Origin of the sequence: Pseudomonas sp. LS-2 (assembly GCF_003605735.1) — a bacterium.
Classification (GTDB): Bacteria; Pseudomonadota; Gammaproteobacteria; order Pseudomonadales; family Pseudomonadaceae; genus Aquipseudomonas.
The window spans coordinates 102,443-129,156 of the sequence record NZ_QXTJ01000023.1; the positions used below are offsets into that span (position 1 = coordinate 102,443).

Consider the following 26,714-nt stretch of genomic DNA (forward strand, 5'->3'; position numbering starts at 1 on the left):
TCGGAGGTCTCATGAAAATCCGCATGACTGATTCACGCTCCTGGGTAATGGGGCTGGGCGCATTCGCCCTCGGCGTCACGCTGTTGCAGCAAGGGGCGCAGGCCGCCGACAGCGGCAAACTGACCTATTTCACATGGTCCGGTTATGAATTGCCGCAGTTCCACAGTGACTTCGAAAAGGCCCATGCCGGACAGGTGGATATTTCGGTGTTCGGCGATGACGACGACGCGCTGTCCAAGGCCCGTGCGGGGTTTCATCCGGACCTCGCACATCCTTGCTATGACAAGCTCGATCGCTGGAAGCAGGCGGGTCTTATTCAGCCACTGGACCCCAAACGCCTGAAGAACTGGGACCAGATATTCCCAGTCTTGCAGAAGCTTCCCGGGATCGTCGATGCCGACGGCAAGGTCTGGATGGTGCCTTGGGACTGGGGCAATACCTCAATCCTGTATCGCACCGACCTGGTGAAAAATCCTGAAGCTACCTGGAAAATGTTCTTCGATCCCGCCTCGCCATACGCTGGGAAGATGGCGACGATCGACGCGGTTCACGACACGCCTTTGGTTGCGGCGCTGCTGGCAGGGGTCGATCCGTTCAAGACGATGGACGACAAACAACTGGAAAAAGTCGGGGCGATGCTGCGCCAGCAACGGCCTTTGATGTCTTCCTACACCACTGACATGACATCGGTCGAACAGAGCCTGGCCAGCGGCGAGCTGGTCGCGGCCATGGCCTGGAACGCTTCGGCCACGGCGCTGAAGAAGCAGAACGTTCCAGTGGCTTTCATGAAACCCAAGGAAGGCATGCTGACCTGGGTCTGCGGCATGGTGATGCTCAAGGACGCCAAGCACGTGGACCTGGCGTACGACTTCATCAACGCGCGCATGAATCCGGATTCCGGGGCGAGTCTGATCAATGAGTACGGTTATGGCAGTGCCAGTCAGGCCGCCTTCAGGCAAGTCCCGGCGGCCAAGCTCGAAGAGCTGTCGCTGCCCAACGACCCGGAGACCATGCTGCGCGACACCGTGCTGACCAGGCCGATTCCGAGCAACGACGAACTGGCGAAGTTGTTCGAGCGGGTCAAGGCGGGCGGGTGAGTCATGTCCTGCTGCAGCACGGCTTGCCGGCGGTGGCCCCCTAAAGATCGCTGCCGCCGGCGAGCCGGACTGCTACAGAAGTGTGTGGCTGCTCAGGGATTCGGCAACGCCCGCGCCCTGTAGCAGCACGGCTTGCCGGCGGTGGCGCCCTGAAGATCGCTGCCGCCGGCGAGCCGGACTGCTACAGAAGTGTGTGGCTGCTCAGAGGTTTGGCAACGCCCGCGCCCTGTAGCAGCACGGCTTGCCGGCGGTGGCCCCCTGAAGATCGCTGCCGCCGGCAAACGGAACGACGCCCGGCCGGACTGCTACAGGGATGAGATGAGCAACGCAATAACCTTTTTTACGAGGATTTCGCCCGTGACAGACACCAGCGTGGTTAGCCTCAGAGGCGTCAGCAAGCGCTACACCGAGAGCATTCTCAGTGTCGATAACATCGATCTGGACATTGCCAGCGGCGAGTTCATCAGTCTTCTGGGCCCCTCCGGCTGCGGCAAGACCACGACGTTGCGGCTGATCGCAGGCTTCGAGGGACCGACCTCGGGGCAGATTTTCATCGATGGCCGGGACCTGACCGACGCGCCGCCGTATGGTCGCCCGGTGAACACGGTGTTTCAGGATTACGCACTGTTTCCGCACCTCAATGTCAGCGACAACGTGGGTTTCGGTCTGAGTCTGGCAGGCGTTGGCGCCGGTGAGGCCCGTACGCGAATCCGCGACATGCTCGAACTGGTCGGCCTGGCGGACAAAGCCAAGGCACGGGTGCAGGACTTGTCCGGTGGCCAGCAGCAACGTATCGCCATGGCTCGCGCGCTGGTGTGTCGGCCGCGCGTGTTGTTGCTCGACGAACCGTTGTCGGCGCTCGATGCGCATTTGCGTCAGCACATGCAGGTCGAGCTCAAACGCCTGCAATCGCAACTGGGCACCACGTTCGTGATGGTCACTCACGACCAGACCGAAGCGCTGTCGATTTCCGACCGCATCGCCGTCATGCGTAACGGGCGTATCGAACAGGTTGCCGGGCCCGCGGAGCTCTATGACCAGCCAGCCACCACATTCGTGGCCGGGTTCATCGGTGCAAGCAATCTGCTGCCGGGCGAGGTGACCGGCAGCGAAAGCAGCCTGTTCAAGGTCAAGGTTGGGGCGATGCAGATGATGGCGCGCAGTGATCAACCGCTGCGCTCCGGGGATCGCGTCACCGTTTCGCTGCGTCCGGAAGACCTGCGCCTGGAGGCCGGCCCCATGCAGGGCGCGGGCGCATTTACCCAGGCGACAGTGGTGCAAACCCTGTTTCACGGCCGCTCGTTGCGGATTCAGGTCAGCGTGCCCGGTGTCGACGCCCTGACCCTTGACCTGCCCCGCGATGGCAATGCTCAGCACAGTGCGACGTTGCGTCCGGGCGATGGCATCTATCTGAGCGTGGCACCTGGAGTGGCGCGGGCGTTTTGTGCGGCACCGATCTGATCACCGACTTTCCAATTTTTCCGTCCATGCAGGGTATGTTCATGACCACGATCTACCAGACACTGGCCCAACGCAGCGCCGCCGACTGGCAGCAGCGCTTGAGCCAGTTCGAATACCGCATCGCTAATTTCATCGACGGCGAACACTGCCCAGCGCTCAGCGGCGAAACGTTCGAGGTGGTCAATCCGGCCACTGGCAATGTCCACGGCACGGCACCGCGCAGCGGCGCAGCTGACGTCGATGTGGCGGTCAACTCCGCTCGCCGGGCGTTCAAGTCCGGCAGTTGGTCACGCCTGGCGCCAAGGGATCGCATGGCAGTGCTTTATCGATTCGCGCAATTGATCGAGGAGCACGCCGAAGCCTTTGCAATGCTTGATGTACTGGACATGGGCAAACCGATCACTGACATGCTGGAAGTGGACGTCCCGTATTCGGCGCTGTCTTTTCAGTTCTTCGCCGAAACCATCGACAAGCTGGAAGGCTCGGTCACCAACACCACGCCCGAGGCGCTGCATTACATCCTTCGCCAGCCATTGGGTGTGGTCGGGCTGATCGTGCCGTGGAACTACCCGCTGCTGATGGCCGCATGGAAGCTTGGTCCGGCGCTGTCGATGGGCAACTCGGTGGTGCTCAAACCGGCCGAACAATCGCCCTCCAGTGCGGTGCTGCTGGCGCAACTGTTTATTCAGGCGGGCGGTCCTGCGGGCGTGTTCAACGTGGTTCAGGGCCTGGGGTATGAAGCGGGGGAGGCGCTGGCGCTGCACATGAACGTCGACAAGATCGGTTTCACCGGCTCGGTGGAGGTGGGCAAGAAAATGTTCATTTATGCCGGTCAGTCGAACATGAAAAGGGTGACCACCGAGTGCGGGGGCAAGAGCCCGCAGATCATTCTCGCGGACGTCGCTGATCTGGATCGCGCAGTGAGCTACGCGGTGAATGGTATCTACGCCAACCAGGGCGAGGTGTGCAACGCCGGATCCCGTCTGCTGGTGCAAGACAGTCTTTATGATGAGTTCATCGAGCGTTTCACCACCGTCGCGCAGGCTCGCTATCTGCCGGGGGACCCCTTTGACCCGAGCACACGCATGGGTTCGATGGTCTCGTTCCAGCAGCAAAAACGCGTGCTGGGCTACATCGATAAGGCTAACGCCGAGGGCGGGCGCCTGGTGTTTGGCGGTGGGGTGCCCAAAGGGCTTGAACATGGCGCGTTCGTCAGTCCCACGCTGTACGCCGATGTTGCGCCAGAAATGACGCTGGCCCGCGAAGAAGTGTTCGGACCGGTGGCGGCAGCCATTCGGGTGCAGGGCCTGGAGCACGCGCTGCAGATCGCCAACGATTCCATCTACGGTCTCGCCGCGTCGGTCTGGACGCAAAACATCGACAAGGCACTGACGTTTGCCCGCGACGTCGAGGCCGGCATCGTCTGGGTCAATTGCTTTGATCATGGCGACATGACTCAACCCTGGGGCGGTTTCAAACAGTCGGGTAATGGACGCGACCGCTGTCTGGAGGCGCTGACCCAGTATTCGCAGACCAAATCGGTCTGGGTGCATCTGGGCGGTTGACGACGGTGTCGTCTCGGGTACAGTCGCACTGCCTTGCCTGGAGGCGAGCGTCTGGGCTTTACCCGAGGCGAACGCCGGTCAGCTAATAAACAACGCCATTATCCGCGAGCGTTCATGAGCCAAGATTCCATGCCTGACAATAAATTGCCTGCCGACAAGGTGGCGCCGGAAGATTCCCCCTTGTTCGCAAGCACCCTGGCTCGTGGCCTTGAGGTGATCATGGCGTTTCGGGCGGGCAATCCGAGCATGAACCTTCCTGAAATCGCCGCTGCCACGGGCATCACCAAAAGCGCGGCGCAGCGCTTTGCCTTTACCCTCGAAGCTTTGGGATATCTGCGCAAGGACCCGCAAAGCAAGCGGTATCAACTGACCCCGCGCGCACTGTCGCTGGGTTTCGGCTATCTGCAGACCGACAGCCTGATCGATCGGGCGTCGCCGTATCTGCATCAACTCAATCGCGAATGCCATGAAAGCTGCAACCTGTCCGAGCCGGACGGGTATGAAATGGTGTTCGTGGCGCGCTTCCCCAGTCACAACCAGGTGATGATTCCGATGCCGCTGGGCCTGAGTCTGCCGATGTACTGCACGGCGTCAGGCCGGGCGTACCTGTCCCGGCTGGCGCCCCGGGTGTGCGCCGAACTGCTGGAGTCGATGCCGCGCCCGATGCAGACCCATGCGACGATCACTGACCTCAACGCGCTGCTGGACAAGATCGCCGAGGCGCGGGAGGAGGGCTGTAGCAGCATAGAGGGCGAGTACTTCCTGGGCGACATCAGCCTCGCCGCACCGATCGTCGATGCCGGGGGCACGCCGTTGGGGGCGATCAACATCTCGGTTCCAGCCAGCCGCTGGAGCTTCGAGGACGCGCGCAAGGCCTTCGCACCAGCACTGATCCACACCGCCCACGCCATCTCCAGCGCAGGCTGGAGCCAGCGCGCGGGTGGGTTTCGCTGAGCCTTGATGGCCGGGAAATTTTCGTCGTTGACCTTCGCCAAGCCACTGCGTAGCCTTGCGCACTTGAGGTTCGCCGACCCCGCTTTCTCGAGGTCGGCGCTAAGAAGGGAATGTGGTTCAAGCCACAGCTGCCCCCGCAACTGTAAACGGTCAGGTTCATTGCACAGCCACTGCGCGAGCGGGAAGGCGCGATGAATGCGACTGGCCTGACGCAGCCGTCAGCCACATCGCCGCCGTAAGCCAGGAGACCTGCCTCGAACACGGGCCTGTTGATCAGCACAGCCCGACGAATTCTCATTAAAACCGGGCGGGGTGATCCGGTGGCGAATCGAATCGCGAGCCAGTCCTCATGGGCGGTTGCGCGTTTCTCGTCCCGCTTGCCCGCCGCAACGCCACAGGGCATCCGATGAAAACACTGGCCAAACTCCCCGTCACCATCGTCACCGGCTTTCTCGGCTCGGGCAAAACCACGCTGCTGCGGCACATGCTCGATAACGCCGAAGGGCGTCGGATTGCGGTGATCGTCAACGAGTTCGGCGAGCTGGGCATCGACGGCGACATCCTCAAGCAATGCACCATCGGCTGCACCGAAGAAGAAGCCACCGGCCGTGTTTACGAGCTGGCCAACGGCTGCCTGTGCTGCACGGTGCAGGAAGAGTTCTTCCCGGTGATGCAGGAACTGGTCGCCCGTCGTGGCGATCTCGACCACATCCTCATCGAAACCTCGGGCCTGGCCCTGCCCAAGCCGCTGGTTCAAGCCTTCCAGTGGCCGGAAATCCGCAACGCCTGCACCGTTGATGCGGTCATTACCGTGGTCGACAGCCCGGCCGTGATCGCCGGGACGTTCGCCGCGTTCCCGGATCAGGTCGATGCCCAGCGCAAACTCGACCCCAACCTGGACCACGAATCGCCACTGCATGAGCTGTTCGCCGATCAGTTGGCCAGCGCCGATCTGGTGATCCTCAACAAGGCCGACATGCTCGATGCTCAGGCACTGGCCGCCGTGCGTGCCGAAGTCGCGGAAGAATTGCCACCTGCGGTAAAAGTCATCGAAGCCAGCAAGGGCCAGTTGCCGATCAGCGTTCTGCTGGGGCTGGGCGCCGAGTCCGAACTGCACATCGACGGCCGCAAAACCCATCACGATCATCACGAAGGTGATGACCACGACGACCACGATCACGATGCGTTCGATTCAATCTCCATCACCTTGCCCCAGGCCGACGAAGCGCTGTTGCTCGACGCGCTGACCCAGGCCGTGGTGCAACACGGCATCTTGCGGGTCAAGGGCTTCGCAGCCATTCCCGGCAAACCGATGCGCCTGCTGGTGCAGGGCGTGGGGACTCGCTTCGACAAACACTTCGACCGCGCCTGGAAAGCCGACGAAGAGCGCGTCACTCATCTGGTGCTGATCGGCCAGGAACTGGACGCGGCGGTGCTGGAAGCGCAACTGCGCGAAGCGGTGACGGCAGCAGAGATCAAAGGCTAACCATGCACCTGCTGCGCACCCAGCCCGGCGGCTTCGTCCCTGACGACAGCATTGCTGACCTCGGGCAAACCCCCGCCGAACTGGTGATTCTGTGCAGTGGCGATTCCCATCTGGCGTTGCTTGCGCAAACCGTGCAGCAACTGCCAGACGATTACCCCAGTCTGCGCCTGGCCAACCCCATGCAAGTGCAGAATCACGCCTCGGTCGACCTTTATGTCGATGAGGTGCTGCGCCACGCCAGGGTGATCCTGATCTCGCTGCACGGCGGCATCGGTTACTGGCGCTACGGCGTCGAGCGGCTGGTGGAGCTTGCGGCAAAGGGCGTGAAGCTGATTCTGGTGCCCGGCGATGATCGTCCGGATCCGGAATTGAGCGACCTCAGCACCGAGCCTCCCGAGGATCGAGATCGGCTTTGGCACTACCTGCGTCAAGGCGGCAAGCAGAACGCGCTGGAGTTGTTCAACTGCCTGGCCAGTCGCTGGATGGGCCGTGACTACCTCTGGAAAGAACCACAGACTTTGCCGCGTACGGCGATTTACCACCCGCGAAAGGCCAGTGCGCAGCTTGAAGACTGGCGGGCTGAGTGGCAGGCCGGTCATCCGGTGGCGGCCGTTTTGTTCTATCGCTCGCATTTGCAGGCCGCGAACACCGGCTTCATCGATGTATTCTGCGAGCGGCTGCTGGCCCAGGGCCTGAACCCGCTGCCCATCGCCGTCGCGAGCCTCAAAGAGCCGGCCTGCCTGACCGCCGTGCAGGACTGGCTGGACGAGACGGAATGCGAGGTCATCCTCAACACCACCGGTTTCGCTCAGTCGAGTCCGGAGGCGCCGCATGTGCGACCGTTCCGTCGCAATATTCCCGTGATTCAAGCCATTTGCGCCCAGGATAACGAACCCGCGTGGCAGGCCAGCGAGCAGGGCCTCGGGTCGCGGGATCTGGCGATGCACATCGCGCTGCCAGAACTGGACGGGCGCATTATCAGTCGGCCGATCAGTTTCAAGGACCTGGCCTGGTACAGCGAGCGCAGCCAGTCCGATGTGGTCTGTTATCGCGCCCAGCCTGAACGCATGGATTTCGTCGCCGAACTGGCCCGGCGCTGGGTGTTGCTGGCACGTACGGCCAATGCCGACAAGCGGGTGGCGTTGATTCTGGCGAACTATCCGACCCGCGACGGCCGCATTGGCAATGGCGTCGGTCTGGACACCCCGGCCGCCGCGCTGAACATCCTCCAGTCGATGCAGGGCGAGGGCTTTCCCGTTCAGGACCTGCCAGTCAGCGGCACCGCGCTGATCCATGCCTTGCTCGGCGGCGTCACCAACGATCCCGACAGCCTCGATCAACGTCCGTGCCACCAAAGCATGGCGATGGACGAATACCTGGCCGCGTTCCGGGCGTTGCCCGACGCCAATCGCAACGCGGTGACCGAACGCTGGGGCGCACCCGAACACGACCCGATGTGCCGCAACGGCCGGATGATGGTCGCCGGATTGCGTCTGGGTCTGACGTTCGTCGGCATTCAACCGGCGCGGGGCTACAACGTCGATCACAGCGCCGTGTACCACGATCCGGATCTGGTGCCTCCTCATGGCTATCTGGCGTTCTATTTCTGGTTGCGCAAAAGCTACGCTGCCCATGCGGTGATCCACGTCGGCAAGCATGGCAATCTGGAGTGGCTGCCCGGCAAGGGCGTCGGGCTGTCCGAGCACTGCTGGCCGGACGCGATTCTCGGCGCCATGCCGAATATCTACCCGTTCATCGTCAACGATCCGGGGGAGGGCGCGCAGGCCAAGCGCCGGACTCAGGCGGTGATCATCGATCACCTGATGCCACCGCTGACCCGCGCTGAAACCTACGGCCCGCTGCGTAATCTCGAACTGCTGGCTGACGAGTATTACGAAGCGCAGTTGCTCGATCCTCGTCGCGCACGGGAGTTGCAGAAGGACATTCTGAACCTGGTGCGCGAGACGCACATCGACCGCGAGCTGGCCTTGGGCGAAGAGCTGGACAGCGACGCCGATGCGGCGATCTGGTTGCCGCGTCTGGACACCTATCTATGTGATCTGAAGGAATCGCAGATTCGCGATGGTCTGCATGTCTTCGGTGAGTCGCCCACTGGGCGGCTGCGCATCGACACGTTGCTGGCGATTCTGCGGGTGCCCCGTGGCGACGGCCGTGGCGCTCAGGCGAGTCTGTTGCGAGCCCTGAGCAACGCGCTAGGGTTGGGTTTCGATCCGCTGGATTGCGTGCTCGGCGAGCCGTGGATGGGGCCGCAACCTCAGGTGCTGCACGACGTGAGTGGCGAACCCTGGCGTACCGTCGGCGATACCCGCGAACGGCTTGAGCTCTACGCGGCAGCGATGATCGAGCGGATTGTCGCTCAAGAGGCTGATATCGATTCGTTTGAAAGCACTGAACTGGCCGACATCATCAAGGCGATTTCGGAGGTGGTGGCGCCGCGTCTGGACGCGTGTGGTCCGGCCGAAATGCGTGGTCTGCTGGATGCCTTGAATGGCCGGTTCGTGCCTGCCGGGCCGAGCGGCGCGCCAAGCCGTGGTCGCCTTGACGTATTGCCGACGGGGCGCAACTTCTTCTCCGTGGACGTACGGAACCTGCCGACCATGACCGCGTGGCGCATCGGGTTTCAGTCGGCGAATCTTCTGCTGGAAAGGCATTTGCAGGACCACGGTGATTATTTGCGGCAACTGGGCTTGTCGGTCTGGGGCACCGCCACCATGCGCACCGGTGGCGACGATATCGCCCAGGCCATGGCGCTGATGGGCGTGCGTCCGGTGTGGGCGACAGGCAGTCAACGGGTCGACGATTTCGAAATCCTGCCCCTGAGTCTGCTGGACCGCCCGCGTGTTGACGTGACGTTGCGAGTGTCGGGTTTCTTCCGTGACGCCTTTGCCAATCTGATTCGTCTGTTCGATGCCGCCGTGCAGGCGGTCGCCGCCCTCGACGAGCCGGACGACATGAACCCGCTGGCGGCGCGCGTACGTCAGGAGCGCGAGCAGTTGCTGAGCGAAGGCTTGAGTGAGGCGCAGGCGGCGAAGCAGGCCGGGTGGCGTGTTTTCGGCGCCAAACCAGGGGCCTATGGCGCCGGGGTGCAGAATGCAATCGATGGGCGCCTGTGGCAGACCCGTGAAGACCTGGCCGAGGTCTATCTGAACTGGGGCGGCTATGCCTATGGCGCTGCGGACGAGGGGACTCCCGCGCGGGCCGATTTCGCCAAACGCCTGAGCCAGGTGCAAGCGGTGGTGCAGAACCAGGACAATCGCGAGCACGATCTGCTGGATTCCAACGACTATTACCAGTTTCAGGGCGGCATGCTGGCGGCGGTGGAAAGCCTGAGCGGCGCTAAGATCGCCAGCTACCACGGCGATCACAGTCAGCCCGATCTGCCGAAGATTCGCAGCCTCAAAGAAGAGTTGAACCGGGTGGTGCGATCGCGCGCGGCCAATCCGAAATGGATCGAAGGGGTCAAGCGCCACGGCTATAAAGGCGCCTTCGAGATGGCGGCGACGGTGGACTTTCTGTTCGCCTTCGACGCCACCACCGAGTTGATCGACGATCATCAGTACGCATTGCTGGCCGATGCGTATCTGCTCGATCCCTCCACCCGCGACTTCATACAGCAGCACAATCCGGACGCGTTGCGGGACATGACCGAGCGGATGCTCGAAGCCCAGCAGCGCGGCTTGTGGCAGGAGCCCGGCGAGTACCGCGAGGCGCTGGAAAACCTGTTGCTGGATATAGAAGAGACATGATACCTGTCGATCCCACGCCCTCCGGGCACACGCAGGCGGCATCAACCTCAACGTCGTTGTACAAAAGAGCTCAGCTATGACCGACACCCCACATTTCCCCCTGGCCGCTGTCGTCGGCGCCGATGAGCTGAAACTGGCGCTGTGCCTCACCGCCATCGACCCGAAGATCGGCGGGGTGCTGATCGAAGGGCCGCGAGGCATGGCCAAATCGACCCTGGCCCGAGGGCTGGCGGATCTGCTGGCCAGTGGGCAGTTCGTCACGCTGCCGCTGGGGGCAACCGAAGAACGACTGGTTGGCACCCTGGACCTGGACGCAGCGCTGGGCGAAGGGCGGGCGAGTTTCTCGCCGGGTGTTTTGGCAAAGGCCGACGGCGGCGTGTTGTACGTCGATGAAGTCAACCTGCTACCGGACCATCTGGTGGACCTGCTGCTGGACGTGGCTGCTAGCGGCGTCAATCTGGTGGAACGCGACGGCATCTCTCATCGGCATCCGGCGCGCTTCGTATTGATCGGTACCATGAACCCGGAAGAAGGTGAACTGCGTCCCCAACTGCTCGATCGTTTTGGGTTGAATGTGGCGTTGAGCGGTCAGACCTTGCCGCAGCAGCGTGGGCAGATCATTCGTCGACGGCTGGATTTCGACGCTGCTCCCGACGCTTTTTGCGCGCAATGGGCAGCGGAACAACAGGCACTCAAGGCGCGCTGCGAAATCGCACGCGGCGTGCTCGCCGGTATCGAACTGGACGATCAAAGCCTGGCGACCATCACCGAGCGCTGTTTCGCAGCCGGCGTCGACGGTCTGCGAGCGGACCTGGTGTGGTTGCGCGCAGCCCGTGCTCACGCGGCGTGGCGCGGTGCCTCGCGGATTGCCGAGCAGGATATCGACGCGGTGTCCGAGTTCGCCTTGCGTCATCGGCGCCGCGAGAGCCCGCCGGCGCAATCACCGGCATCATCTTCACCGGACAGCGCGCCGCCATCGCCGCCCAAGGCGCCTGAACAGGGTGAGGGCAGCTGGGGGCAAATGGCAGCGCAACCCGTTGCCACAGGCCGCCGCCGTGAAGTGCCGAGCTGGCCAAAAAAGCCTTAGGCATTCGCCCTCGCCAACAGACGGGGGCGAATGCCAGCTCCCGCCCCGGCCTGCTCAACGGCGGCAAAACCGGCGCCGCCCGTGCCGGTATCGAGGGCGCGATCATCTGGCCGGCAACCTTGCTGCGTGGCCGTCCGACGCGCCGCGCTGACCTCGTGCGCCAGCCCAGAACCCATCGACCGCAGACACTGTGGCTGGTGATCGTCGACGCCTCGGCATCGACCCGACGTTATCAGGCGTTGAGTCAGGCCAAGGGTTTTCTGGCGCAACTGTTCGACGACGCCTACCGTCAGCGCGCGCGATTGGCATTGCTCACCGCCAGTGGCGGCAGCGCGCGCTGGCAACATCAGGGATTGAAAGCGGGGAAGGCATTGCAGCCATGGCTGGATGCGCTGGGTGCCGGGGGTGGCACGCCGTTGGTCGACGCGCTCGATCAGGCGGGGCAGTGGCTGAGCAAACGGCGGCAGCGTTATCCGGCAGAAACCCAGCGGGTGCTGATCCTGACGGACGGCCGTATCAAGCAGATACCTGCGCTCACTGTGTTCGATTGCCCGAGCCTGCTGATCGACATCGAACAAACGCCGATCAGGCTGGGGAGGGCGGTCGAAATAGCTCGCCAGTTGAATGCCGAGTATCGGCACATCGATGAATTGAACTAGCTGGCGCCTACGGTTGCGAAGCGGCGCCAGCCCCGGGCCGCTCGATCAGGCCGGCATGGTCCAGGGTTCAAGGCGGTGGCCGTCACCGCTGATTTCCGCCCGGGCCTGTTCAAGGAAGTGCGCCAGTTGCTTCGGATCGGAGTAGGCGCTGCTTGGAATCTGTTTGCGACCAATACGGGTGCTGGTGCGATCGATAACAGTCAGGCTCAGTTCGCCGTTGCCATCTTGTGGCGACCAGGCGACGCACTGGAACGGTTCGAAGGCGTGACCGGCGATCAGCAAAGCATCGTTGAAGCGCAAAGGGGCGTTCATGGAAAGTCCTCAAGTGCCCGTATCAATTCAATCACCGACGGCGGGCTTCCCGTGCGGCTGGATACTTGTACTGATGACCTGCGACCGGGGGTAAGTCACAAGGTATTTCGATTTTTTTCATTTTATTTAACGTTGGCCCTGATTTTTTTTTCGGGCAGGCGAGTGGGGCGCTACCCGTTTTCAAGTGTTACATGGCTGAATCAGTGGCTTGATTACCTCTTTCATGCCTTTCTGGCAGCTCTAAGCACGTTTCGTTCTTAGCCTTATAGTTAAACGGTCCAAGCGCGTGTCAAAAAACTTGCTAATGTAGCTTTGCGGTCGCCAAGACACTGTTTCTAAAACTTTTTTTCTCTGCAATGTTATTCGAACCTTGGCGCCAAGGAATTTCATATGCATGAGCTGGCATCAATCCGTCGCCTGTTAATTGTCGAACCCTGCGAAGAGTGCCTGCGTCTGATCCCCGGCTTACGCGTGGCGGGCTGGGAAGTGGACAGCTGCGCGCTCGAAACAGCGGCTTCCCGGCCCTGTGATGTAGGGCTGATCCGCCTGATGCCGCAGCATTTCGAACAACCCCAGGTCATCAAGGAACTGATCACCCGCAGCAATACCGAATGGATTGCCGTGCTGACTCCCGACGACCTGCGGCGTGAGATGATCGGCGACTTCGTCTGCGAATGGTTCTTCGACTTTCACACCCTGCCGTTCGATGTTGCCCGGGTTCAGGTGACACTGGGCCGCGCCTACGGCATGGCGCGGCTGCGTGCCCAGGGCGCCAATTACGGCAACGGGCCGGAGCATGAAATGCTCGGCGAGAGTCGACCGATTCGCGAATTGCGACGTTTGCTCACCAAGCTGGCGCCCACCGAATCGCCGGTGTTGATCCGTGGCGAGACGGGTACCGGCAAAGAGCTGGTCGCGCGCACGCTGCACATGCAGTCCCAGCGGCGCAATCAGCCGTTCGTGTCGATCAATTGCAGTGCCATCCCCGAACAGGACTTGCAGATCGAGCTGTTCGGCCACGACGGCGACGGTTTCAACCGCAATCCGCAACGCAAGCCCGGGCGTATCGAGGCGGCGAATGGCGGCACGCTGTTTCTGGATGAAATTGGCGATTTGCCGCTGGATGTTCAGGCCAACGTGCTGCGCTTTCTGCAGGATCGGCATATCGAGATCGGCGGCGAGCGCGTTGCGGTGGACGTGAGGATTCTTGCGGCGACGCATGTGGACCTTGAAGCGGCGATTCGCAAGAAGCGCTTTCGCGAAGACCTGTACTACCGGCTCAACGTGCTGCAAGTGGGGACCGCACCGCTGCGCGAGCGGCATGGGGATCTTGCTTTGCTCGCCAACCACTTCGCGCATTTCTACAGTCAGGAAACCGGGCGTCGTCCTCGCAACTTCAGCCAGGACGCACTGGTCGCCATGGGCAAACACGACTGGCCGGGCAACGTCCGCGAACTGGAAAACCGGGTGCGCCGTGGCCTGGTACTGGCCGAGGGGCGGCAGATCGAGGCCTTCGATCTGGGCTTGCTGGGTGAGGAGGAAATCAGTTCGAGCATGGGCACTCTGGATGAATACAAGTGCCGCGCCGAACGTCAGGCGCTGTGCGATGTGCTGACGCGTCACAGCGATAACCTCAGTGTCGCCGCCAAGGTGCTGGGGATTTCCCGGCCGACGTTTTACCGGTTACTGCACAAACATCAGATTCGTTAAAGATTAAATCTCGCTGTAGCAGCCAGATTCGTTGACGGATCGATGATGAATCTCGCTGTAACGGCCAGATTCCGTGAGGGGGCGAATGCTGAATTCGCTGTAGCAGCACGGCTTGCCGGCGGTGACGATTGCCCAGACGCCACCGCCAGCAGGGTTATTTCAACAACCGTTGCACCGCCTCGAACGCGCGCTCCCTGCGGTAGCTCCAATCGCCTTCGATCACTTCGTAACGCTGCCCATGCCCGTCGAGCCATTCCCGGCTGGCGTCGAAGAATGCCTGGCGTTCTTCGAGCAACGGCTGGCAGCGCTGGCCATCGCTGACCCATTCCACACCCTCGGGGGACAGCAGCAGGTGCAGGTCGTAATGCCGAGCGCTCAGTGCCTGTTCGAGCCAGGCCGGGCAATCACCGAACAGCACCTGGCTCCAGAGGATATTGCTCAGCAGGTGGGTGTCCAGGATAAGCAACTGCGGGGCCCGCGCACGCGCTGCGTCCTCGCGGGCCAGTTGTCCCCGGGCGATGACAGGAATGTCGGCATAGCACGTGTCGCGCTGCTGCTGATCGATGAAATCGCGCACGTATTCACTCACCCATTCACCGCCGAACCGTCGCTGAATGTGTTCGGCCAGCCAGCTTTTGCCACTGGACTCGGGACCTGCCAGGACCAGAACCTTCATGGGAGGGGTCACCGCGCCAGCGCAGGATCGGCACGCCAGTCGCGCCACCCCTGAACCGCGATCAGGGTGAAAAGCGCATACAGCGCGGCCGTCAGGTAGAGCGCCTTATACAGGAAGAGGCCGACGAAGATGACGTCCAGCACGATCCACAGCGGCCAGCACTGCACGCGTTTCTGCGCCATCCACACCTGTGCCACCAGGCTGAATCCTGTGAGAGCGGCATCCAGCCATGGCTGCGCGGCGTCGGTGAAGTGCGCCATCGCGGCGCCTAGCGCGAGGCTGACGAGCGCACCGATCGCCAGACTCAGGGTCAGAGCCCCGCCACCCAGGGCGGTCACGTTGCGACCCTGCGTGACTTCGCCGCGCCGTGTCCATTGCCACCAGCCATACAATTGCAACACGGCGTAGACAACCTGCAACAGCATGTCCGAGTACAGCTTCACGTCGAAGAAAATCCAGGTATAGAGCAACACCATCACCAGCCCGATCGGCCAGCACCAGGGGTTCTGTTTGACTGTCAGCCAGACGGCAATGACACCGAGTGCAGCGGCGAACAGTTCAAGCCCGGACATGAAGACTCCTGAAGGGGAAAGGCAGAAAAAGGGCTGCGATTGTAAGCCGTTTATGAACCATTGTGGCGAGTTGAATCAAAGGGATGTCGCTGTAAGCGCTCATAGGGAAAAACGTCATCGAACGGCCTGTAGCGTCAAGGGCTGCGCGCCAATATCCATGCTAGAGCGTTCGCCGTGAAGGTCTGATAGCATCGCGCCGCTTGCGTGCTTCAGCCCGCAGTCTTGACTGTTCATGCTGTTTTTACATCGAACCGTTTATCGTGCGCTGAACAGTGCTCGAAACATATCAAGAGAGCCTGCCAAGAGCAGGCTCCACTCCTGGGGGAATGATGGATCTTTGGACCGCCGCACAGGCGCTGATTCTTGGGGTAGTTGAAGGGCTGACGGAGTTCTTGCCGATTTCCAGCACCGGTCACCAGATTGTCGTGGCCGATATCATCGGTTTCGGCGGCGAGCGGGCGATGGCATTCAACATCATCATTCAGTTGGGGGCGATCCTGGCCGTGATGTGGGAGTTTCGTCACAAGATCTTCGATGTTGTCACCGGTCTTCCGACAAGGCCAGAGGCCCGCCGCTTCACCGCCAATCTGATCATCGGGGTTCTGCCCGCCGTCGTCCTGGGGGTGATGTTTTCCGACCTGATTCACCATTACCTGTTCAACCCGATCACGGTGGCCGCCGCTCTGGTCATCGGTGGGGTCATCATGCTGTGGGCCGAGCGCCGCCAGCATGAGATCCACGCCGAGACCGTCGACGAGATGACCTGGGTCGACGCGCTCAAGGTCGGCTTTGCTCAGTGTCTGGCGATGATCCCAGGCACCTCGCGATCGGGCTCGACGATCATCGGAGGGTTGCTGTTCGGCCTGTCGCGCAAGACCGCTACCGAGTTCTCGTTCTTCCTGGCAATGCCGACCATGGTCGCGGCGTCGCTGTACTCGGGCTTCAAGTACCGCAATCTGTTCCAGCCTGATGATTTCGCGGTGTTCGCGGTCGGCTTCATCACCTCGTTCATCTTCGCGATGATCGCCGTTCGTGCGCTGCTCAAATTCATCGCGACCCACAGCTATGCGGTGTTCGCCTGGTACCGCATCGCGTTCGGACTGCTGATTCTCGCCACCTGGGTGTTCGGCTGGGTCGACTGGTCGACGGCCCAGGGCTGAGACGATGGGTCAGCGTTCGCAAGCCAGAGTGGACAATCGCGCAGAGAAAACCGCTGTGCGATTTCTCGGATTCAAACTGTCGATGCTGCTGTTGCTTTGCGCCTTGCCGGTGTACGGCGTGGTTGCCATCGGCGTGCGCGGCGGTTCATGGCTTCCGGCAGCGTTCTATCTGCTGATGAGCCTGATCGCATTCGGGCTTTACGGACACGACAAGAAACAGGCGCGCACCAACGGCCAGCGCACTCCCGAAAAACTCTTGCATGCCGCTGAGATGCTCGGCGGCTGGCCGGGCGCACTGGTGGCGCAGCAAGCCTTTCGGCACAAGACCCGCAAAGTTTCCTATCAGTTGCTGTTCTGGCTGATCGTGCTGCTGCACGAGCTGTTCTGGATCGACCGGCTGCTGCTGGGCGGAAACTTTCTGGCCCGCCATTTTTTCTGACGGCGTTCCGTGGCGTGCGCTTCAGAGTTTGAGCGCGACCTGGCGCTTTTTCGGAAGTTTGCTGACCACCTGCTGATGGGAACGGGTCAGCAGGTCGCGCAGTTCCTCGTCACCCATGGCGAACGGGTAGGCGAGGGTGATCCAGTGCGCCCTCGCCAGATAAGGCGCGGGTCGAATGCCCGGACGGTCCACGTAGCCGAGAAACAGCTCGGGCCCGACCTTGAACGACAGGTCGTTGCCTGCCAGCCCCATCACCGCGAACATCTTGGTCTGGGCAATCGAAAACACGCGCACGCCGCCCCATTTGTAGTCTTCCCGCGCCCCCGGCAGCGCCAGGCAAAAGGCGGCAACGTCTTCGATATCCATAAGCGTCCTGTTGAAAAAGCGCGTTGGCTGGAGGGAAGTTTTAACAGAAACGGCAGGCCGGCGTTTGCCGACGGTGCCTGGCAGCGAAGCGCGCGAGTGCTCATGGCGGCGTGCTGTACGCCGTTATTCCACCTGCGCTGCGCCGGTGAGTTTCAGCTAACCCAGTGATTTGGGGCCGCCCAACGAAGGCGCAGTAAACTCGGCGGCGACATGATCGATCCACGCGCGCACCGCCGGCAACGTGCCTCGCCGCTGGGTGTACGCGGCCTGAAGGTAGCCGCCGGGCATCGACCAGTCCGGCAGCACATGCACCAGGCTGCCATCGGCCAGAGCGTCGTGACAGTTCATCATCGGCAGCATGGTGATGCCCAGGCCGGCGAGGGCCGCGGCCTTGCGAATCGGAAAGTCGTCGATGGCAAGGCGCGGTTCGAGTACTACCTCGTGGCGCCGGCCGTCCTGGTGAACCAGCTGGTAATGCACCTTGCGGTCGGCTTCGATGGCACCGAGCACCGGCAGAGTGCTCAGATCTTCCGGGCTACGAATGTCTTTGTCGGCAATCAGCGAGGGGGCCGCGACCAGTACGGCCTTGGCCGGTGCCAACTGGCGAACGATCAGGCTGGGGTCTTCATCGCCGATGTCGCGTACCCGCAGGGCCACATCGATACCTTCGTTGACCAGGTCCACCCGACGGTTCACCAATAACAGCTCCAGTTGAACCTGCGGATAGCGTTCCAGAAAGTCCGAGACCACACCGCTGAGATTCCAGTGGGTCATGCCCACCGGGCAAGACACCCGCAGGCGACCGCGAGGTGCGGACGACAGCGTGGCCACTGCTTCATCGGCCATCTGCGCTTCCAGCAGCATCGCCTGGCAGTGCTGAAGGTAGCGTTCGCCAACGGCGGTCAGTGCCAGCTTGCGCGTAGTGCGCTGCAAGAGGCTGGCGTTGAGTCGGGTTTCCAGCTCCGCAATGCGCCGGGACAAGCGCGACTTGGGAATGCCCAGCGCCCGGCCCGCAGCGGTGAAACCGCCGCACTCGACCACCTTGGCGAAATAGTAGAGATCATTGAGGTCCTGCATGGGTACTCGATTGTCCTGCTGGTGGGACGAACTATCGCATTTTTGCCGACTAATCGGCTATTCGCTTACAGGGTAGGATTATTCCACTTGATCGCCAGCGGCGATTCTCACTTGGGAAGCACGTTATGAAACTCTTGCACATCGATTCCAGCATCCTCGGCGATCACTCCGCTTCGCGCCAACTGAGCCGTAAAGTGGTTGAATCCTTCACCGCCACTCAACCGGACACGCAAGTGGTTTACCGCGACCTGGCCAACGACGCACTGAGTCACTTCTCCGGCGCTACCCTGGCGGCTGCCGGCACCCCGGCAGAAGGTCGCGACGCGGCGCAGAAACTGGAAGTGGAAACCAACGAAGCCACCCTTGAAGAATTCCTCTCGTCCGACGTCGTCGTCATCGGCGCGCCGATGTACAACTTCACCATTCCTAGCCAGCTGAAGGCCTGGATCGACCGCATCACCGTCGCCGGTCGCACGTTCCGCTACACCGAAACCGGTCCGGAAGGTCTGTGCAAGGGCAAGAAAGTGGTGATCGTCTCCACCGCTGGCGGCCTGCATCAGGGCCAGCCCACCAGCGTCGGTCACGAAGACCTGCTCAAGGTTCTGTTCGGTTTCATCGGCGTCACCGACCTGCAGTTCGTTTTCGCCCACGGCCTGGCCTACGGTGACGAGCCACGCGCCAACGCCCTGACCGCCGCTCAGAAACACATCGAACAAACCCTGTTTGTCTGACAACTGATCCGCGGCGCCGTCCAGCGGTGCTCCATGGTATCCGTCAATAGCGCTTACCCGCGCTACCGAAAGCCTCGTCATCCCTGGCCCTGAGCCAACGGGTGACGGGGCTTTCGTCGTTTCAGGGATCCATTCAGCCGTGCGACAGCCTTTGCGATTTCTTTGCGAGTAACGTGCAGGCCACGGCAGTAAAATGGCCCACATACCCGGCCGCACCCGTAGCTGACTCGGCCAGCGGAATTCACTTTTTCGAGTTTGGCCCGCCTTGTGCACTGCCGAACACAAACGTCTGTGAATGTTATCGACGCGTGCCGGTCAGATAGCTACAGACACTGTTATATAGGGACCTCAGACGTCTGGCGTCTGAATCGTGGGCACGGATCGATAACGTGAGGGGCATTGCAATGATGCGTCTTTGTGCAGTGATGGTCATTAGCCTGTTTGCCAGCCTGATTTCGGTGCAGGCCAGCGAACTGGAGACCTGGAGCGTCGGCTTTCATGAACTGACTTTCCTTGATCCGCTGGATTCCCGGCCCATGCACGCCTACGCCTTTTATCCTTCCACCGATGAAGAGAAGGTCACCCGCGTTCAGGGTTACCCCATCGCAGCGGGTGAAGACGCTACCATCGCCATGGGGCGATTTCCCTTGTTGATGCTGTCCCACGGCAATACCGGCACGCCGCTCGCCCAGCATGATCTGGCGACCTCGCTGGCGCGCAAGGGCTTTGTTGTGGTGGCGGTCTTTCATCCCGGCGATAACTATCTGGATCACAGCCGCCTGGGCAGCCTGAGCAATCTTTACGGACGCCCGTTGCAGATCTCCGAAGCGATCAGCGCGGCGCTACTCGATCCAATGCTGTCTCCTTACATCAGCGCGCGCCGCGTCGGCGTCATTGGCTATTCGGCAGGCGGGGAGACCGCGTTGATTCTCGCCGGTGCGCAGCCTGACCTGCAGCGTCTGCGCAATTACTGCCTACAGCGGCCGCAGGATCACGATGCGTGCAAGACCCAAGGCGAATTGCTGGCAGATCGCGATGACCTGCATGCCCAGGCCGATCCACGTGTGGGGGCGCTGATGCTGATGGCGCCACTGGGCCTGATGTTCGGCCGTCACACGCTGGCGGATGTGCATGTGCCAGTCCTGCTTTACAGCGGCGATGGCGACGAGTTGCTGGCCATCGACAAGAATGCCGAGGCGCTGGCGCGCAAGCTGCCGGAGGTGTCGGATTTCAAACTGTTGCCCGGTGCGGGGCATTTCGTGTTCATGGCCCCCTGTGACGACGAGCAGCGGGCCACTCAGCCGGGGCTCTGTAACGATGCCATCGGAGTGGACCGGGAAGACATTCACCGCAACTTGAGCAACGAGGCGGTCCAGTTCTTCGGCGCAGCGCTCGGCACGCCCATGAGCACGGCCGGGATGCAGACGGCGGTGCATCGGCAGTAAAGTCATACAGCAACGGACTCGTAGCAGTGAGGCCGGGCGGCGTTGCATTTGCCGGCGGTTGAAGTTTCCGGGTTGGCTACCGCCGGCAAGCCGGCTGCTACAGCCTTGCGCGAATCACCTTTCCCCGCCGTTCGGCGATCTGCCTGGCTTGTCCATCGCGCTGTTTGCCCGTGCGCGCTTCGCTGATCAGCGCCGGAATCAACGGCCCTTCGGGCAGGTTTTTCCAGAACCTGGTTGGCAGGTGACCTTGCATGACCTTGGGGTTCAGCCGTGCCGGGTTGAAGATGTGGCTGTAATACGTCAGCCACAGCTCTCCATGAGGATCTTCGGCGTTACGCGCCAGTGCCTGCCACGCCTCGGGGCAGTGGCGCTTGTGAATCAGTCGTTCACCGTCGTAGAACACGCCGTCCCTGGGCGTCGCGATCATCCAGCGATGTCGACCCATTCTGCCGACGAAGTGCTCGCTGGCACTGCGCAGGATGTCGTGAGCCGGCTCGTGCCAGGCCACGTATTCGGGCAGCTTCTGTGTTTCCAGCAACGCCGCCTTGACCTCCAGATCCTTGCCCATGCTGACCGAGGGCAGGGCGATGAAGCGCAGAAACGCATGCAGGTGATGGGCTTCGCGGCTGACCTGCTTCAAGCGTCGATGCAATTCGCTCCCCAGCTTGTCCCCCGCCAGCATCGCGGTGCGGTCGCCATGACTGACTCGCCACAACACTTCATACAGCAGGCTCCAGCGTTGTTCGCCTTCGTACTGGGCGGCGTTCTTCAGCAGCTCCAGCAGCTCAAGCGGCACCCGCGCCAGGAACGGCCCGTTCTCCTGCGGGTATTCGACGTCGCTGGCGAACAGGTCCGCGTCCTGCTTCACGCTCCAGCTGACTTGATCCGGGTCGATCTGATGGCTCAACAGCCAGCGCGCTTGTTGCCGCCAAGTGTCGAACAGGTCGTCGCAGTCGAGAACGATCATGCCCACAACGCCATTTGCTGGGGCTGAGGACGGTCGCGCAATTGCTCGCGCAGCGCCACGCTGGAAGATTCCGCCTGACGCGGATGGTAATCGCTGGTGATGATGAAGGGCCTGGCCTTGGCCAGCACGCAGCGCAGCCGGGTCAGGTCTTCGTAGCGGATCCTTCGTTGCCGACGCAATTCAACCAGTCGTTTGGTGGTGCGAATGCCGATGCCGGGGATACGGGCAATCATTGCAGGCTCGGCGCGATTGAGGTCTAGCGGAAAGACGTCTCGATGCTCCAGCGCCCAGGCGAGCTTGGGGTCGATGTCCAGCGCCAGATCCCCCGGCCCGCTCAGCAATTCGTTCGCGCTGTAGCCGTAGCCGCGCAGCAGGAAATCCGCCTGATACAAACGGTGCTCGCGCAGCAGCGGCGGGGCAGCCAGCGGTACGCTTTTCGGGCTGTTGGGGATCGGGCTGAACGCCGAGTAATAGACACGCTTGAGGCGGAAGTCGCCATACAACGATTCGGCGGTATGCAGCAGGGTGCTGTCGTCGGTGTCGTCCGCACCGACGATCATCTGCGTGCTTTGACCGGCCGGGGTGAAGCGTGGCGCTTTCGGCTCGTTGAGGATGGTTTGCTGACCGGTGTAGATGGTCTGCATCGCCTGCTTGATCGAACCCATTTCCTTTTCCGGCGCCAGGGTCTGCAGACCTAGCTGGGTGGGCAACTCGATGTTGACGCTCAAACGGTCGGCATAACGGCCGGCTTCCTCGATCAGTGCGGGATCGGCTTCGGGGATGGTTTTGAGGTGGATGTAACCCCGGAACTCATGCTCTTCACGCAGCAGCTTCGCAACGCGCACCAACTGCTCCATGGTGTAATCCGCCGAGCGGATGATGCCCGAGCTCAGGAACAACCCGCTGACGCAATTGCGCCGGTAGAAATCCAGGGTCAGCGTCACCACTTCTTCCGGGCTGAAGCGTGCGCGGGGGACATCGCTGGAGCGGCGATTGACGCAATACTGGCAGTCGTAGAGACAGAAGTTGGTCAGCAGGATTTTGAGCAGCGAGACACAGCGGCCGTCCGGGGTATAGCTGTGGCAGATGCCCATGCCGGTGCTGTTGCCCAGACCTGACTTGCCTTCGGAGCTGCGCTTGGGTGCGGCGCTACTGGCGCAGGAGGCGTCGTATTTGGCGGCGTCGGCGAGGATGCTCAGCTTGTCGATCAGCTGCATGACAATTCTCGATACTGTTTTTATGTACAGTATCGAGATGTTGCACAATGGGCAAGGCCCGATTGAGTGGACTGCGCTGTTCTTTCAGGCCGTCTGGATGATCTATAACCGTCCGGCGAGCCGCACGGCTACCAACACGAAACGCTTTCAACTGATGCGCTGAACCAATTCCTTCAACTCGCCGAAGTTCTTCACCCGGTGAAAGTTGGCGTGGTCGATGAACTGCGAAAAATCAGTGTCGTGCCCGTATCCCGCGACCTGCGCGCCGGCTCCAAGCCCGGCCTGAACCCCCGGCACGCTGTCTTCCACCAGCAGGCATTCTTGCGGTTTGAGCCCCAGCAGATCGGCGGCGTGTTCGATCAGGATCGGCGAGGGTTTCCAGGCTTCTACCTCATAAGCGCTGACGATCAGCCCGTGGAAGACATCCAGCAGGCCCACGGTGCTCAGGCAGGTTTCGATCTTGCTGCGCGGACCGTTGGACGCCACGCATTTGGGCAGGGACAGGCCGCGCACGAACTCGACTGCGCCTGGCATCTCTTCCAGACGCTCCTGCAACAGCGGCAGTGTCCGGGCCCTGAAGGCGTTGACGATTTCCAATGTGGGCAACCACGGGTAGTCGTGACTCAGGCCTTCCATGCACAGAGCAAACTGCACGCCCCGAAAGCGCGCCAGCACCTGATCGAGGGTCAGCGAGACCTGATGTTCTCGCAGTATGTCGCGCAGCAGCCCGGCAGCAAGGCGTTCGCTGTCCACCAGGGTTCCGTCGCAGTCAAAGATGACGCCGGCAATGTTCAAACAGGATTCTCCCGGATTGCATGATCTGAATGGGGCGATTCGACCGGCATTATCCAGAAAAGTTGAGAAAGGGATGTGAAGACTGACCTGCGGTCGTCGAGCGAGGGTGTCCTCCTTCGCCCCGTCATGGCTCGCCAGCGGCGGCGATCCTGAATTCGTCCCCGCCGGCAAACGGTCCGTCGCCGGCGGGGTTGCTACAAAGGGGAGGTTTACAGCGAGACGGGTGTCACCAGCGAACCCTCGGTGAAATACGCGCTGACGTTGGCGAAGACCAGATCGGCCATGGCCTGACGCGTTTCATAGGTGCCGCTGCCAATGTGTGGAGTGAGCACGACGCTGTCCAGGTTCATCAGTTCGGCCGGAACATTGGGCTCGTCTTCGAATACATCGAGGCCGGCACCGGCAATTTCCGATTCCAGCAGCGAGGCGACCAGCGCCTTCTCGTCCACCACCGAGCCGCGGGCCACGTTGATCAGGTACGACTTGGGCCCCAGCGCCTTGAGTACGTCGCGGTTGATCAGGTGCTGGGTTTCCGGGCCGCCCGGCACGATGACGATCAAGTAGTCCGAGACCTTGGCCAGCTCCTGCAAATCGCCGTAATGGGTATAGGACACATCGGAGTAGGGCTGGCCGCGACGGAAGTAGGCGATGTTCATGTCAAACGCCGCCGCGCGTTTGGCGATGGTCTTGCCGATCTTGCCCAGACCGACGATGCCGCAGGTCTTGCCGCACAGATCATTGCCCAGCGGGAATTTACCGGTGGCCCACTGGCCGGCGCGCACGAAGCGCTCGGCCTGGCTGATACGGCGGGAGACGCACAGCATCAGCGCCATGGCGGTTTCGGCCACGGCGTTGTTGAGCACGTCCGGGGTGTTGCTCAACTGAATGCCACGGCGGGCGAGGTAAGCAGTGTCGACGGCGTCGTAACCCACGCCAAAGCTGTTGACCACTTGCAGATTCGGCAGCAGATCGAGGACGGCGTTGTCGGTGCCGTAGACGCCGCTGGTGATCACGCCTCGCACCTTGTCGCCGTGGTCGGCGGCCCAGGCGTTCAGGTCCTTGATTTCCCAGCGGTTGTGTACGGTGAAGTCACGATCCAGATTCTGCGTCAGCGCCGCATGCATCGGGCCCCAGACCAGTACGTCAGCTTTCTTGTCGCTCATTGTTTCCTCCTTGCGGCCCGGCTTCATGGCTGAAACCAGGCTTGGGTTGCATCACGAATGACCTGATCGGCCGGTCTTGTTCAGCCGTTTTTATTGAGAGCAGGTTGCGCCTCGGAGCGCCCGGATTTGAGCAGTTCGGCGATGGCCATGGTCAGCAGCGGCGAGAACAGCGCGAAGTACGAGCTGTCGATGCCGTACGGGTTGCCCGCCAGGAACCAGCCGATGGTCGAGATCACAGACAGGATCACGCCCGCCAGTGCGCCACGGCCGGTGCCGAATTTCGGCGCATAGAAGCACATCAGCACGATCACCGCCAGGGTGGCGCGCAGGGCTTTACCGAGGAAGGCGATCAGCAGGATCTTGTCGGCGAACAGCGCCAGGATCAGCGGCAGGAAACCGATGACGATAATGGCCAGACGAATGAAGATCACCGATTTGCGATCATCTTTGTCCTTGTTGAAGAAGGGGTCGTAGAAGTCCTTCATCGCCAGGGTGGCCGAGGCCAGGGTGTTGGCCGAGATGCCGCCGAACAGAGCACCCGCCAGACCGATCACCACCAGGCTCGCCGAGAAGGTCGGCATATGGGCGATGAGGGCAGGGAAGGCGTCGATGGATTTGATGCCGGGGTAGAGATAGGCGCTGCACATGCCGATCAGCGCGGCCATGATGCCGAACGGGATCATCAGCGAGGACACATAGAAGCAGGCGCGTTTGGCGGTCTTGTGGTCCTGGGTGCTGACCAGCGCCTGAATCACGTATTGCGTGGCGAAGATCGAGCCGATTCCGCCGATCATCCAGGCGAAGATCTGGCCCCAACCCACGCCGGTGAAGTCAAACATGGTCGCGGGCAGCTTCGATTGCAGGGCACCGATGCCGCCGGTTGCGTTCAGCGCGAAAGCCAGTGCGAGGACGATGCCGATGTACTTGATCACGGCATGGGCGAAGTTGGTGTAGACCACTGAGCGCATGCCGCCGACGCTGACGTAGAACACGGTGATGACGCCCACCAGCAGGATCGCAAGGGTCTTGTCGATGTTCAGGACCGCCGCCAGTACCGCGCCGCCGCTGGCGTACAGCGCCACCGACACGATACTCAAGGCGCAGATGGTCAATACCGAGGCCGCGTAGCGCGTGCCCTGGCCGTAGTTCTGGGCAAGGATTCCGGAAATGGTGTTTAGACCGGTCTCACGGTATTTCTTGGCCAGCACCACTCCCAGCAGCAGAAAGCCCAAGGACAGAGCTACCAGGTTCCAGGCAGCGGAAATGCCTGCTTCGAAGCCTTTTTGCGCGGTGCCGATACTGACTGAGCTGCCGATGAATTCGGACAGCAGCAAAGCACCGATCAGAAAGGGGGGGAAACTGCGACCACCACCGGTGAAACCGTCACTGCTCTTGGCGTGTTTGCGCACGCTGTAGCCGATGTAGGACATTACGATGAAGTAGCCGGCGGTCAGGCAAAGGATGATTGTTATTCTTGGGTCCATGTTCGCTCCTTCCTCGGGGTCGAGGGTGCGTGAAATGGTTGATCGAGCGTGTGTGTGCCGTTGCTAGTGTCTGTTGTCAGACGACGATGACGGTTCGGCGAAGCAATTGCGCAAGCGCGATATTTCCAGCGGACGCTATGGCGTGTCCCTGAACGTGTTATCGGAATGGAGTACGGCCGAGGATGCCGTGTAAACGGCGGATGCGAGGCGAGGGTGTGTGTGTCTGATCATTTTTATTAGAGGCTCGTGATTAGCGTTGAAAGGCAACTCAATACGAAGCGGTTGTTATACGTCATCGTACAACGTTGAGCAATCGTACGCTTGGGGGATTGCGAATCAAGTGCCGTTGATCGTGGGTGGGCCCCTGCATCGCGCGAAGAATGCTCGTATTCCGGCCGGCACTGCGCCGCTTCTGCCGAGAGGGCGTGGGAGTTGGCTTGCCGACGATCTGGCGCGAAGCGGCAGTAACGACTGGGCATGCGGTGTACCAGGAAGCATGAGTTACCTGATCTTGCGACTGCTGC

At 61.6% G+C, this 26,714-nt stretch carries 24 protein-coding genes and 1 riboswitch; of the genes, 14 read left to right on the forward strand and 10 right to left on the reverse strand.

What is annotated here, in order from left to right; all coding sequences use genetic code 11:
• The first annotated feature begins 23 nt into the window (after window positions 1-23).
• From D3M70_RS14170 to D3M70_RS14205, 8 genes are all read left to right on the forward strand, one after another.
• Window positions 24-1,097 carry a PotD/PotF family extracellular solute-binding protein gene (locus D3M70_RS14170; protein WP_120126398.1) on the forward strand — a complete coding sequence of 358 codons (1,074 nt, stop codon included), beginning with the start codon at window positions 24-26 and terminating at the stop codon, window positions 1,095-1,097.
• A 357-nt stretch (window positions 1,098-1,454) separates the two neighbouring features.
• Window positions 1,455-2,558 carry an ABC transporter ATP-binding protein gene (locus tag D3M70_RS14175; RefSeq protein WP_256659847.1) on the forward strand — a complete coding sequence of 368 codons (1,104 nt, stop codon included), beginning with the start codon at window positions 1,455-1,457 and terminating at the stop codon, window positions 2,556-2,558.
• Between the two features lie 41 nt (window positions 2,559-2,599).
• On the forward strand, window positions 2,600-4,123 hold the full coding sequence (locus D3M70_RS14180; RefSeq protein ID WP_120126399.1) for an aldehyde dehydrogenase: 1,524 nt from the start codon (window positions 2,600-2,602) through the stop codon (window positions 4,121-4,123).
• Between the two features lie 129 nt (window positions 4,124-4,252).
• Entirely contained in the window at window positions 4,253-5,077 is an 825-nt protein-coding gene (locus tag D3M70_RS14185) for an IclR family transcriptional regulator (protein WP_120126373.1), read from the forward strand.
• A 49-nt stretch (window positions 5,078-5,126) separates the two neighbouring features.
• A riboswitch (cobalamin riboswitch) is annotated at window positions 5,127-5,349 on the forward strand.
• A 134-nt stretch (window positions 5,350-5,483) separates the two neighbouring features.
• Window positions 5,484-6,563 (forward strand): cobalamin biosynthesis protein CobW, encoded by a 1,080-nt coding sequence (gene cobW / locus D3M70_RS14190; protein WP_120126400.1) that lies wholly within the window; start codon window positions 5,484-5,486, stop codon window positions 6,561-6,563.
• A gap of 2 nt (window positions 6,564-6,565) precedes the next feature.
• Window positions 6,566-10,330: a cobaltochelatase subunit CobN gene (gene cobN, locus D3M70_RS14195; RefSeq protein WP_120126374.1), complete on the forward strand. Its 3,765-nt coding sequence runs from the start codon at window positions 6,566-6,568 to the stop codon at window positions 10,328-10,330.
• A gap of 76 nt (window positions 10,331-10,406) precedes the next feature.
• Window positions 10,407-11,417 (forward strand): ATP-binding protein, encoded by a 1,011-nt coding sequence (locus D3M70_RS14200; RefSeq protein WP_120126375.1) that lies wholly within the window; start codon window positions 10,407-10,409, stop codon window positions 11,415-11,417.
• A gap of 50 nt (window positions 11,418-11,467) precedes the next feature.
• Window positions 11,468-12,076 carry a VWA domain-containing protein gene (locus tag D3M70_RS14205; RefSeq protein WP_120126376.1) on the forward strand — a complete coding sequence of 203 codons (609 nt, stop codon included), beginning with the start codon at window positions 11,468-11,470 and terminating at the stop codon, window positions 12,074-12,076.
• A gap of 45 nt (window positions 12,077-12,121) precedes the next feature.
• Here the strand turns inward: D3M70_RS14205 and D3M70_RS14210 are convergent, their stop codons facing one another.
• Window positions 12,122-12,388, reverse strand: coding sequence for a hypothetical protein (locus D3M70_RS14210; protein ID WP_120126377.1), 267 nt, complete (start codon window positions 12,386-12,388; stop codon window positions 12,122-12,124).
• Between the two features lie 390 nt (window positions 12,389-12,778).
• Here D3M70_RS14210 and D3M70_RS14215 point away from each other — a divergent pair, with 390 nt between their 5' ends.
• Window positions 12,779-14,098, forward strand: coding sequence for a sigma-54 dependent transcriptional regulator (locus tag D3M70_RS14215; RefSeq protein ID WP_120126378.1), 1,320 nt, complete (start codon window positions 12,779-12,781; stop codon window positions 14,096-14,098).
• A 154-nt stretch (window positions 14,099-14,252) separates the two neighbouring features.
• Here the strand turns inward: D3M70_RS14215 and D3M70_RS14220 are convergent, their stop codons facing one another.
• Both D3M70_RS14220 and pnuC read right to left on the reverse strand, forming a co-directional pair.
• Window positions 14,253-14,774, reverse strand: coding sequence for an AAA family ATPase (locus D3M70_RS14220; protein ID WP_120126379.1), 522 nt, complete (start codon window positions 14,772-14,774; stop codon window positions 14,253-14,255).
• 8 nt (window positions 14,775-14,782) lie between these two features.
• The gene (gene pnuC / locus D3M70_RS14225; RefSeq protein WP_120126380.1) at window positions 14,783-15,346 is read right to left on the reverse strand and encodes a nicotinamide riboside transporter PnuC; all 564 of its coding nucleotides are present in this window, start codon (window positions 15,344-15,346) and stop codon (window positions 14,783-14,785) included.
• A gap of 329 nt (window positions 15,347-15,675) precedes the next feature.
• Here pnuC and D3M70_RS14230 point away from each other — a divergent pair, with 329 nt between their 5' ends.
• Both D3M70_RS14230 and D3M70_RS14235 read left to right on the forward strand, forming a co-directional pair.
• Window positions 15,676-16,506 (forward strand): undecaprenyl-diphosphate phosphatase, encoded by an 831-nt coding sequence (locus tag D3M70_RS14230; RefSeq protein ID WP_120126401.1) that lies wholly within the window; start codon window positions 15,676-15,678, stop codon window positions 16,504-16,506.
• 4 nt (window positions 16,507-16,510) lie between these two features.
• Complete coding sequence (locus D3M70_RS14235) at window positions 16,511-16,945, forward strand: DUF1294 domain-containing protein (protein ID WP_120126381.1); 435 nt, start codon at window positions 16,511-16,513, stop codon at window positions 16,943-16,945.
• 21 nt (window positions 16,946-16,966) lie between these two features.
• On the opposite strand, the gene D3M70_RS14240 is transcribed toward D3M70_RS14235, so the two are convergent.
• Together D3M70_RS14240 and D3M70_RS14245 are read right to left on the reverse strand one after the other, a co-directional pair.
• Entirely contained in the window at window positions 16,967-17,311 is a 345-nt protein-coding gene (locus tag D3M70_RS14240; protein WP_120126382.1) for an MmcQ/YjbR family DNA-binding protein, read from the reverse strand.
• Between the two features lie 156 nt (window positions 17,312-17,467).
• Window positions 17,468-18,388 (reverse strand): LysR substrate-binding domain-containing protein, encoded by a 921-nt coding sequence (locus tag D3M70_RS14245; protein ID WP_120126383.1) that lies wholly within the window; start codon window positions 18,386-18,388, stop codon window positions 17,468-17,470.
• 125 nt (window positions 18,389-18,513) lie between these two features.
• Here D3M70_RS14245 and D3M70_RS14250 point away from each other — a divergent pair, with 125 nt between their 5' ends.
• Together D3M70_RS14250 and D3M70_RS14255 are read left to right on the forward strand one after the other, a co-directional pair.
• Window positions 18,514-19,119, forward strand: coding sequence for an FMN-dependent NADH-azoreductase (locus tag D3M70_RS14250; protein ID WP_120126384.1), 606 nt, complete (start codon window positions 18,514-18,516; stop codon window positions 19,117-19,119).
• Window positions 19,120-19,523: 404 nt separating this feature from the next.
• A complete protein-coding gene (locus D3M70_RS14255; protein ID WP_120126385.1) occupies window positions 19,524-20,564 on the forward strand; it encodes a dienelactone hydrolase in 1,041 nt (346 codons plus the stop codon).
• 97 nt (window positions 20,565-20,661) lie between these two features.
• Here D3M70_RS14255 and D3M70_RS14260 read toward each other — a convergent pair whose 3' ends face one another.
• Window positions 20,662-21,531, reverse strand: coding sequence for a TIGR03915 family putative DNA repair protein (locus D3M70_RS14260; protein ID WP_120126386.1), 870 nt, complete (start codon window positions 21,529-21,531; stop codon window positions 20,662-20,664).
• Entirely contained in the window at window positions 21,528-22,748 is a 1,221-nt protein-coding gene (locus D3M70_RS14265; protein ID WP_120126387.1) for a putative DNA modification/repair radical SAM protein, read from the reverse strand. The genes D3M70_RS14260 and D3M70_RS14265 overlap by 4 nt, the downstream gene beginning before the upstream one ends.
• Here D3M70_RS14265 and D3M70_RS31970 point away from each other — a divergent pair.
• Complete coding sequence (locus D3M70_RS31970; protein ID WP_165869802.1) at window positions 22,747-22,911, forward strand: hypothetical protein; 165 nt, start codon at window positions 22,747-22,749, stop codon at window positions 22,909-22,911. The two genes, D3M70_RS14265 and D3M70_RS31970, sit on opposite strands and share 2 nt — an antisense overlap.
• On the opposite strand, the gene D3M70_RS14275 is transcribed toward D3M70_RS31970, so the two are convergent.
• The 3 genes from D3M70_RS14275 to D3M70_RS14285 all read right to left on the reverse strand — a co-directional run bounded on the left by D3M70_RS14275 (window position 22,896) and on the right by D3M70_RS14285 (window position 26,190).
• Window positions 22,896-23,543 (reverse strand): HAD family phosphatase, encoded by a 648-nt coding sequence (locus D3M70_RS14275; RefSeq protein WP_120126389.1) that lies wholly within the window; start codon window positions 23,541-23,543, stop codon window positions 22,896-22,898. The genes D3M70_RS31970 and D3M70_RS14275 overlap by 16 nt on opposite strands.
• 209 nt (window positions 23,544-23,752) lie before the next feature.
• Window positions 23,753-24,706 carry a 2-hydroxyacid dehydrogenase gene (locus D3M70_RS14280; RefSeq protein ID WP_120126390.1) on the reverse strand — a complete coding sequence of 318 codons (954 nt, stop codon included), beginning with the start codon at window positions 24,704-24,706 and terminating at the stop codon, window positions 23,753-23,755.
• Between the two features lie 80 nt (window positions 24,707-24,786).
• Window positions 24,787-26,190 carry a sodium:solute symporter family protein gene (locus tag D3M70_RS14285; protein WP_120126391.1) on the reverse strand — a complete coding sequence of 468 codons (1,404 nt, stop codon included), beginning with the start codon at window positions 26,188-26,190 and terminating at the stop codon, window positions 24,787-24,789.
• Window positions 26,191-26,714 lie beyond the last annotated feature (524 nt).

What these genes read in the sequence shown, in the direction of transcription:
- D3M70_RS14170 (WP_120126398.1), top strand. Translation starts at nt 24, where the DNA reads ATGACTGATTCACGCTCCTGGGTAATGGGGCTGGGCGCATTCGCCCTC.
- D3M70_RS14180 (WP_120126399.1), top strand. Translation starts at nt 2,600, where the DNA reads ATGACCACGATCTACCAGACACTGGCCCAACGCAGCGCCGCCGACTGG.
- D3M70_RS14185 (WP_120126373.1), top strand. Translation starts at nt 4,253, where the DNA reads ATGCCTGACAATAAATTGCCTGCCGACAAGGTGGCGCCGGAAGATTCC.
- cobW (WP_120126400.1), top strand. Translation starts at nt 5,484, where the DNA reads ATGAAAACACTGGCCAAACTCCCCGTCACCATCGTCACCGGCTTTCTC.
- cobN (WP_120126374.1), top strand. Translation starts at nt 6,566, where the DNA reads ATGCACCTGCTGCGCACCCAGCCCGGCGGCTTCGTCCCTGACGACAGC.
- D3M70_RS14200 (WP_120126375.1), top strand. Translation starts at nt 10,407, where the DNA reads ATGACCGACACCCCACATTTCCCCCTGGCCGCTGTCGTCGGCGCCGAT.
- D3M70_RS14210 (WP_120126377.1), bottom strand. Translation starts at nt 12,388, where the DNA reads ATGAACGCCCCTTTGCGCTTCAACGATGCTTTGCTGATCGCCGGTCAC.
- D3M70_RS14215 (WP_120126378.1), top strand. Translation starts at nt 12,779, where the DNA reads ATGCATGAGCTGGCATCAATCCGTCGCCTGTTAATTGTCGAACCCTGC.
- D3M70_RS14220 (WP_120126379.1), bottom strand. Translation starts at nt 14,774, where the DNA reads ATGAAGGTTCTGGTCCTGGCAGGTCCCGAGTCCAGTGGCAAAAGCTGG.
- pnuC (WP_120126380.1), bottom strand. Translation starts at nt 15,346, where the DNA reads ATGTCCGGGCTTGAACTGTTCGCCGCTGCACTCGGTGTCATTGCCGTC.
- D3M70_RS14230 (WP_120126401.1), top strand. Translation starts at nt 15,676, where the DNA reads ATGGATCTTTGGACCGCCGCACAGGCGCTGATTCTTGGGGTAGTTGAA.
- D3M70_RS14235 (WP_120126381.1), top strand. Translation starts at nt 16,511, where the DNA reads ATGGGTCAGCGTTCGCAAGCCAGAGTGGACAATCGCGCAGAGAAAACC.
- D3M70_RS14240 (WP_120126382.1), bottom strand. Translation starts at nt 17,311, where the DNA reads ATGGATATCGAAGACGTTGCCGCCTTTTGCCTGGCGCTGCCGGGGGCG.
- D3M70_RS14245 (WP_120126383.1), bottom strand. Translation starts at nt 18,388, where the DNA reads ATGCAGGACCTCAATGATCTCTACTATTTCGCCAAGGTGGTCGAGTGC.
- D3M70_RS14250 (WP_120126384.1), top strand. Translation starts at nt 18,514, where the DNA reads ATGAAACTCTTGCACATCGATTCCAGCATCCTCGGCGATCACTCCGCT.
- D3M70_RS14255 (WP_120126385.1), top strand. Translation starts at nt 19,524, where the DNA reads ATGATGCGTCTTTGTGCAGTGATGGTCATTAGCCTGTTTGCCAGCCTG.
- D3M70_RS14260 (WP_120126386.1), bottom strand. Translation starts at nt 21,531, where the DNA reads ATGATCGTTCTCGACTGCGACGACCTGTTCGACACTTGGCGGCAACAA.
- D3M70_RS31970 (WP_165869802.1), top strand. Translation starts at nt 22,747, where the DNA reads ATGACAATTCTCGATACTGTTTTTATGTACAGTATCGAGATGTTGCAC.
- D3M70_RS14265 (WP_120126387.1), bottom strand. Translation starts at nt 22,748, where the DNA reads ATGCAGCTGATCGACAAGCTGAGCATCCTCGCCGACGCCGCCAAATAC.
- D3M70_RS14280 (WP_120126390.1), bottom strand. Translation starts at nt 24,706, where the DNA reads ATGAGCGACAAGAAAGCTGACGTACTGGTCTGGGGCCCGATGCATGCG.
- D3M70_RS14285 (WP_120126391.1), bottom strand. Translation starts at nt 26,190, where the DNA reads ATGGACCCAAGAATAACAATCATCCTTTGCCTGACCGCCGGCTACTTC.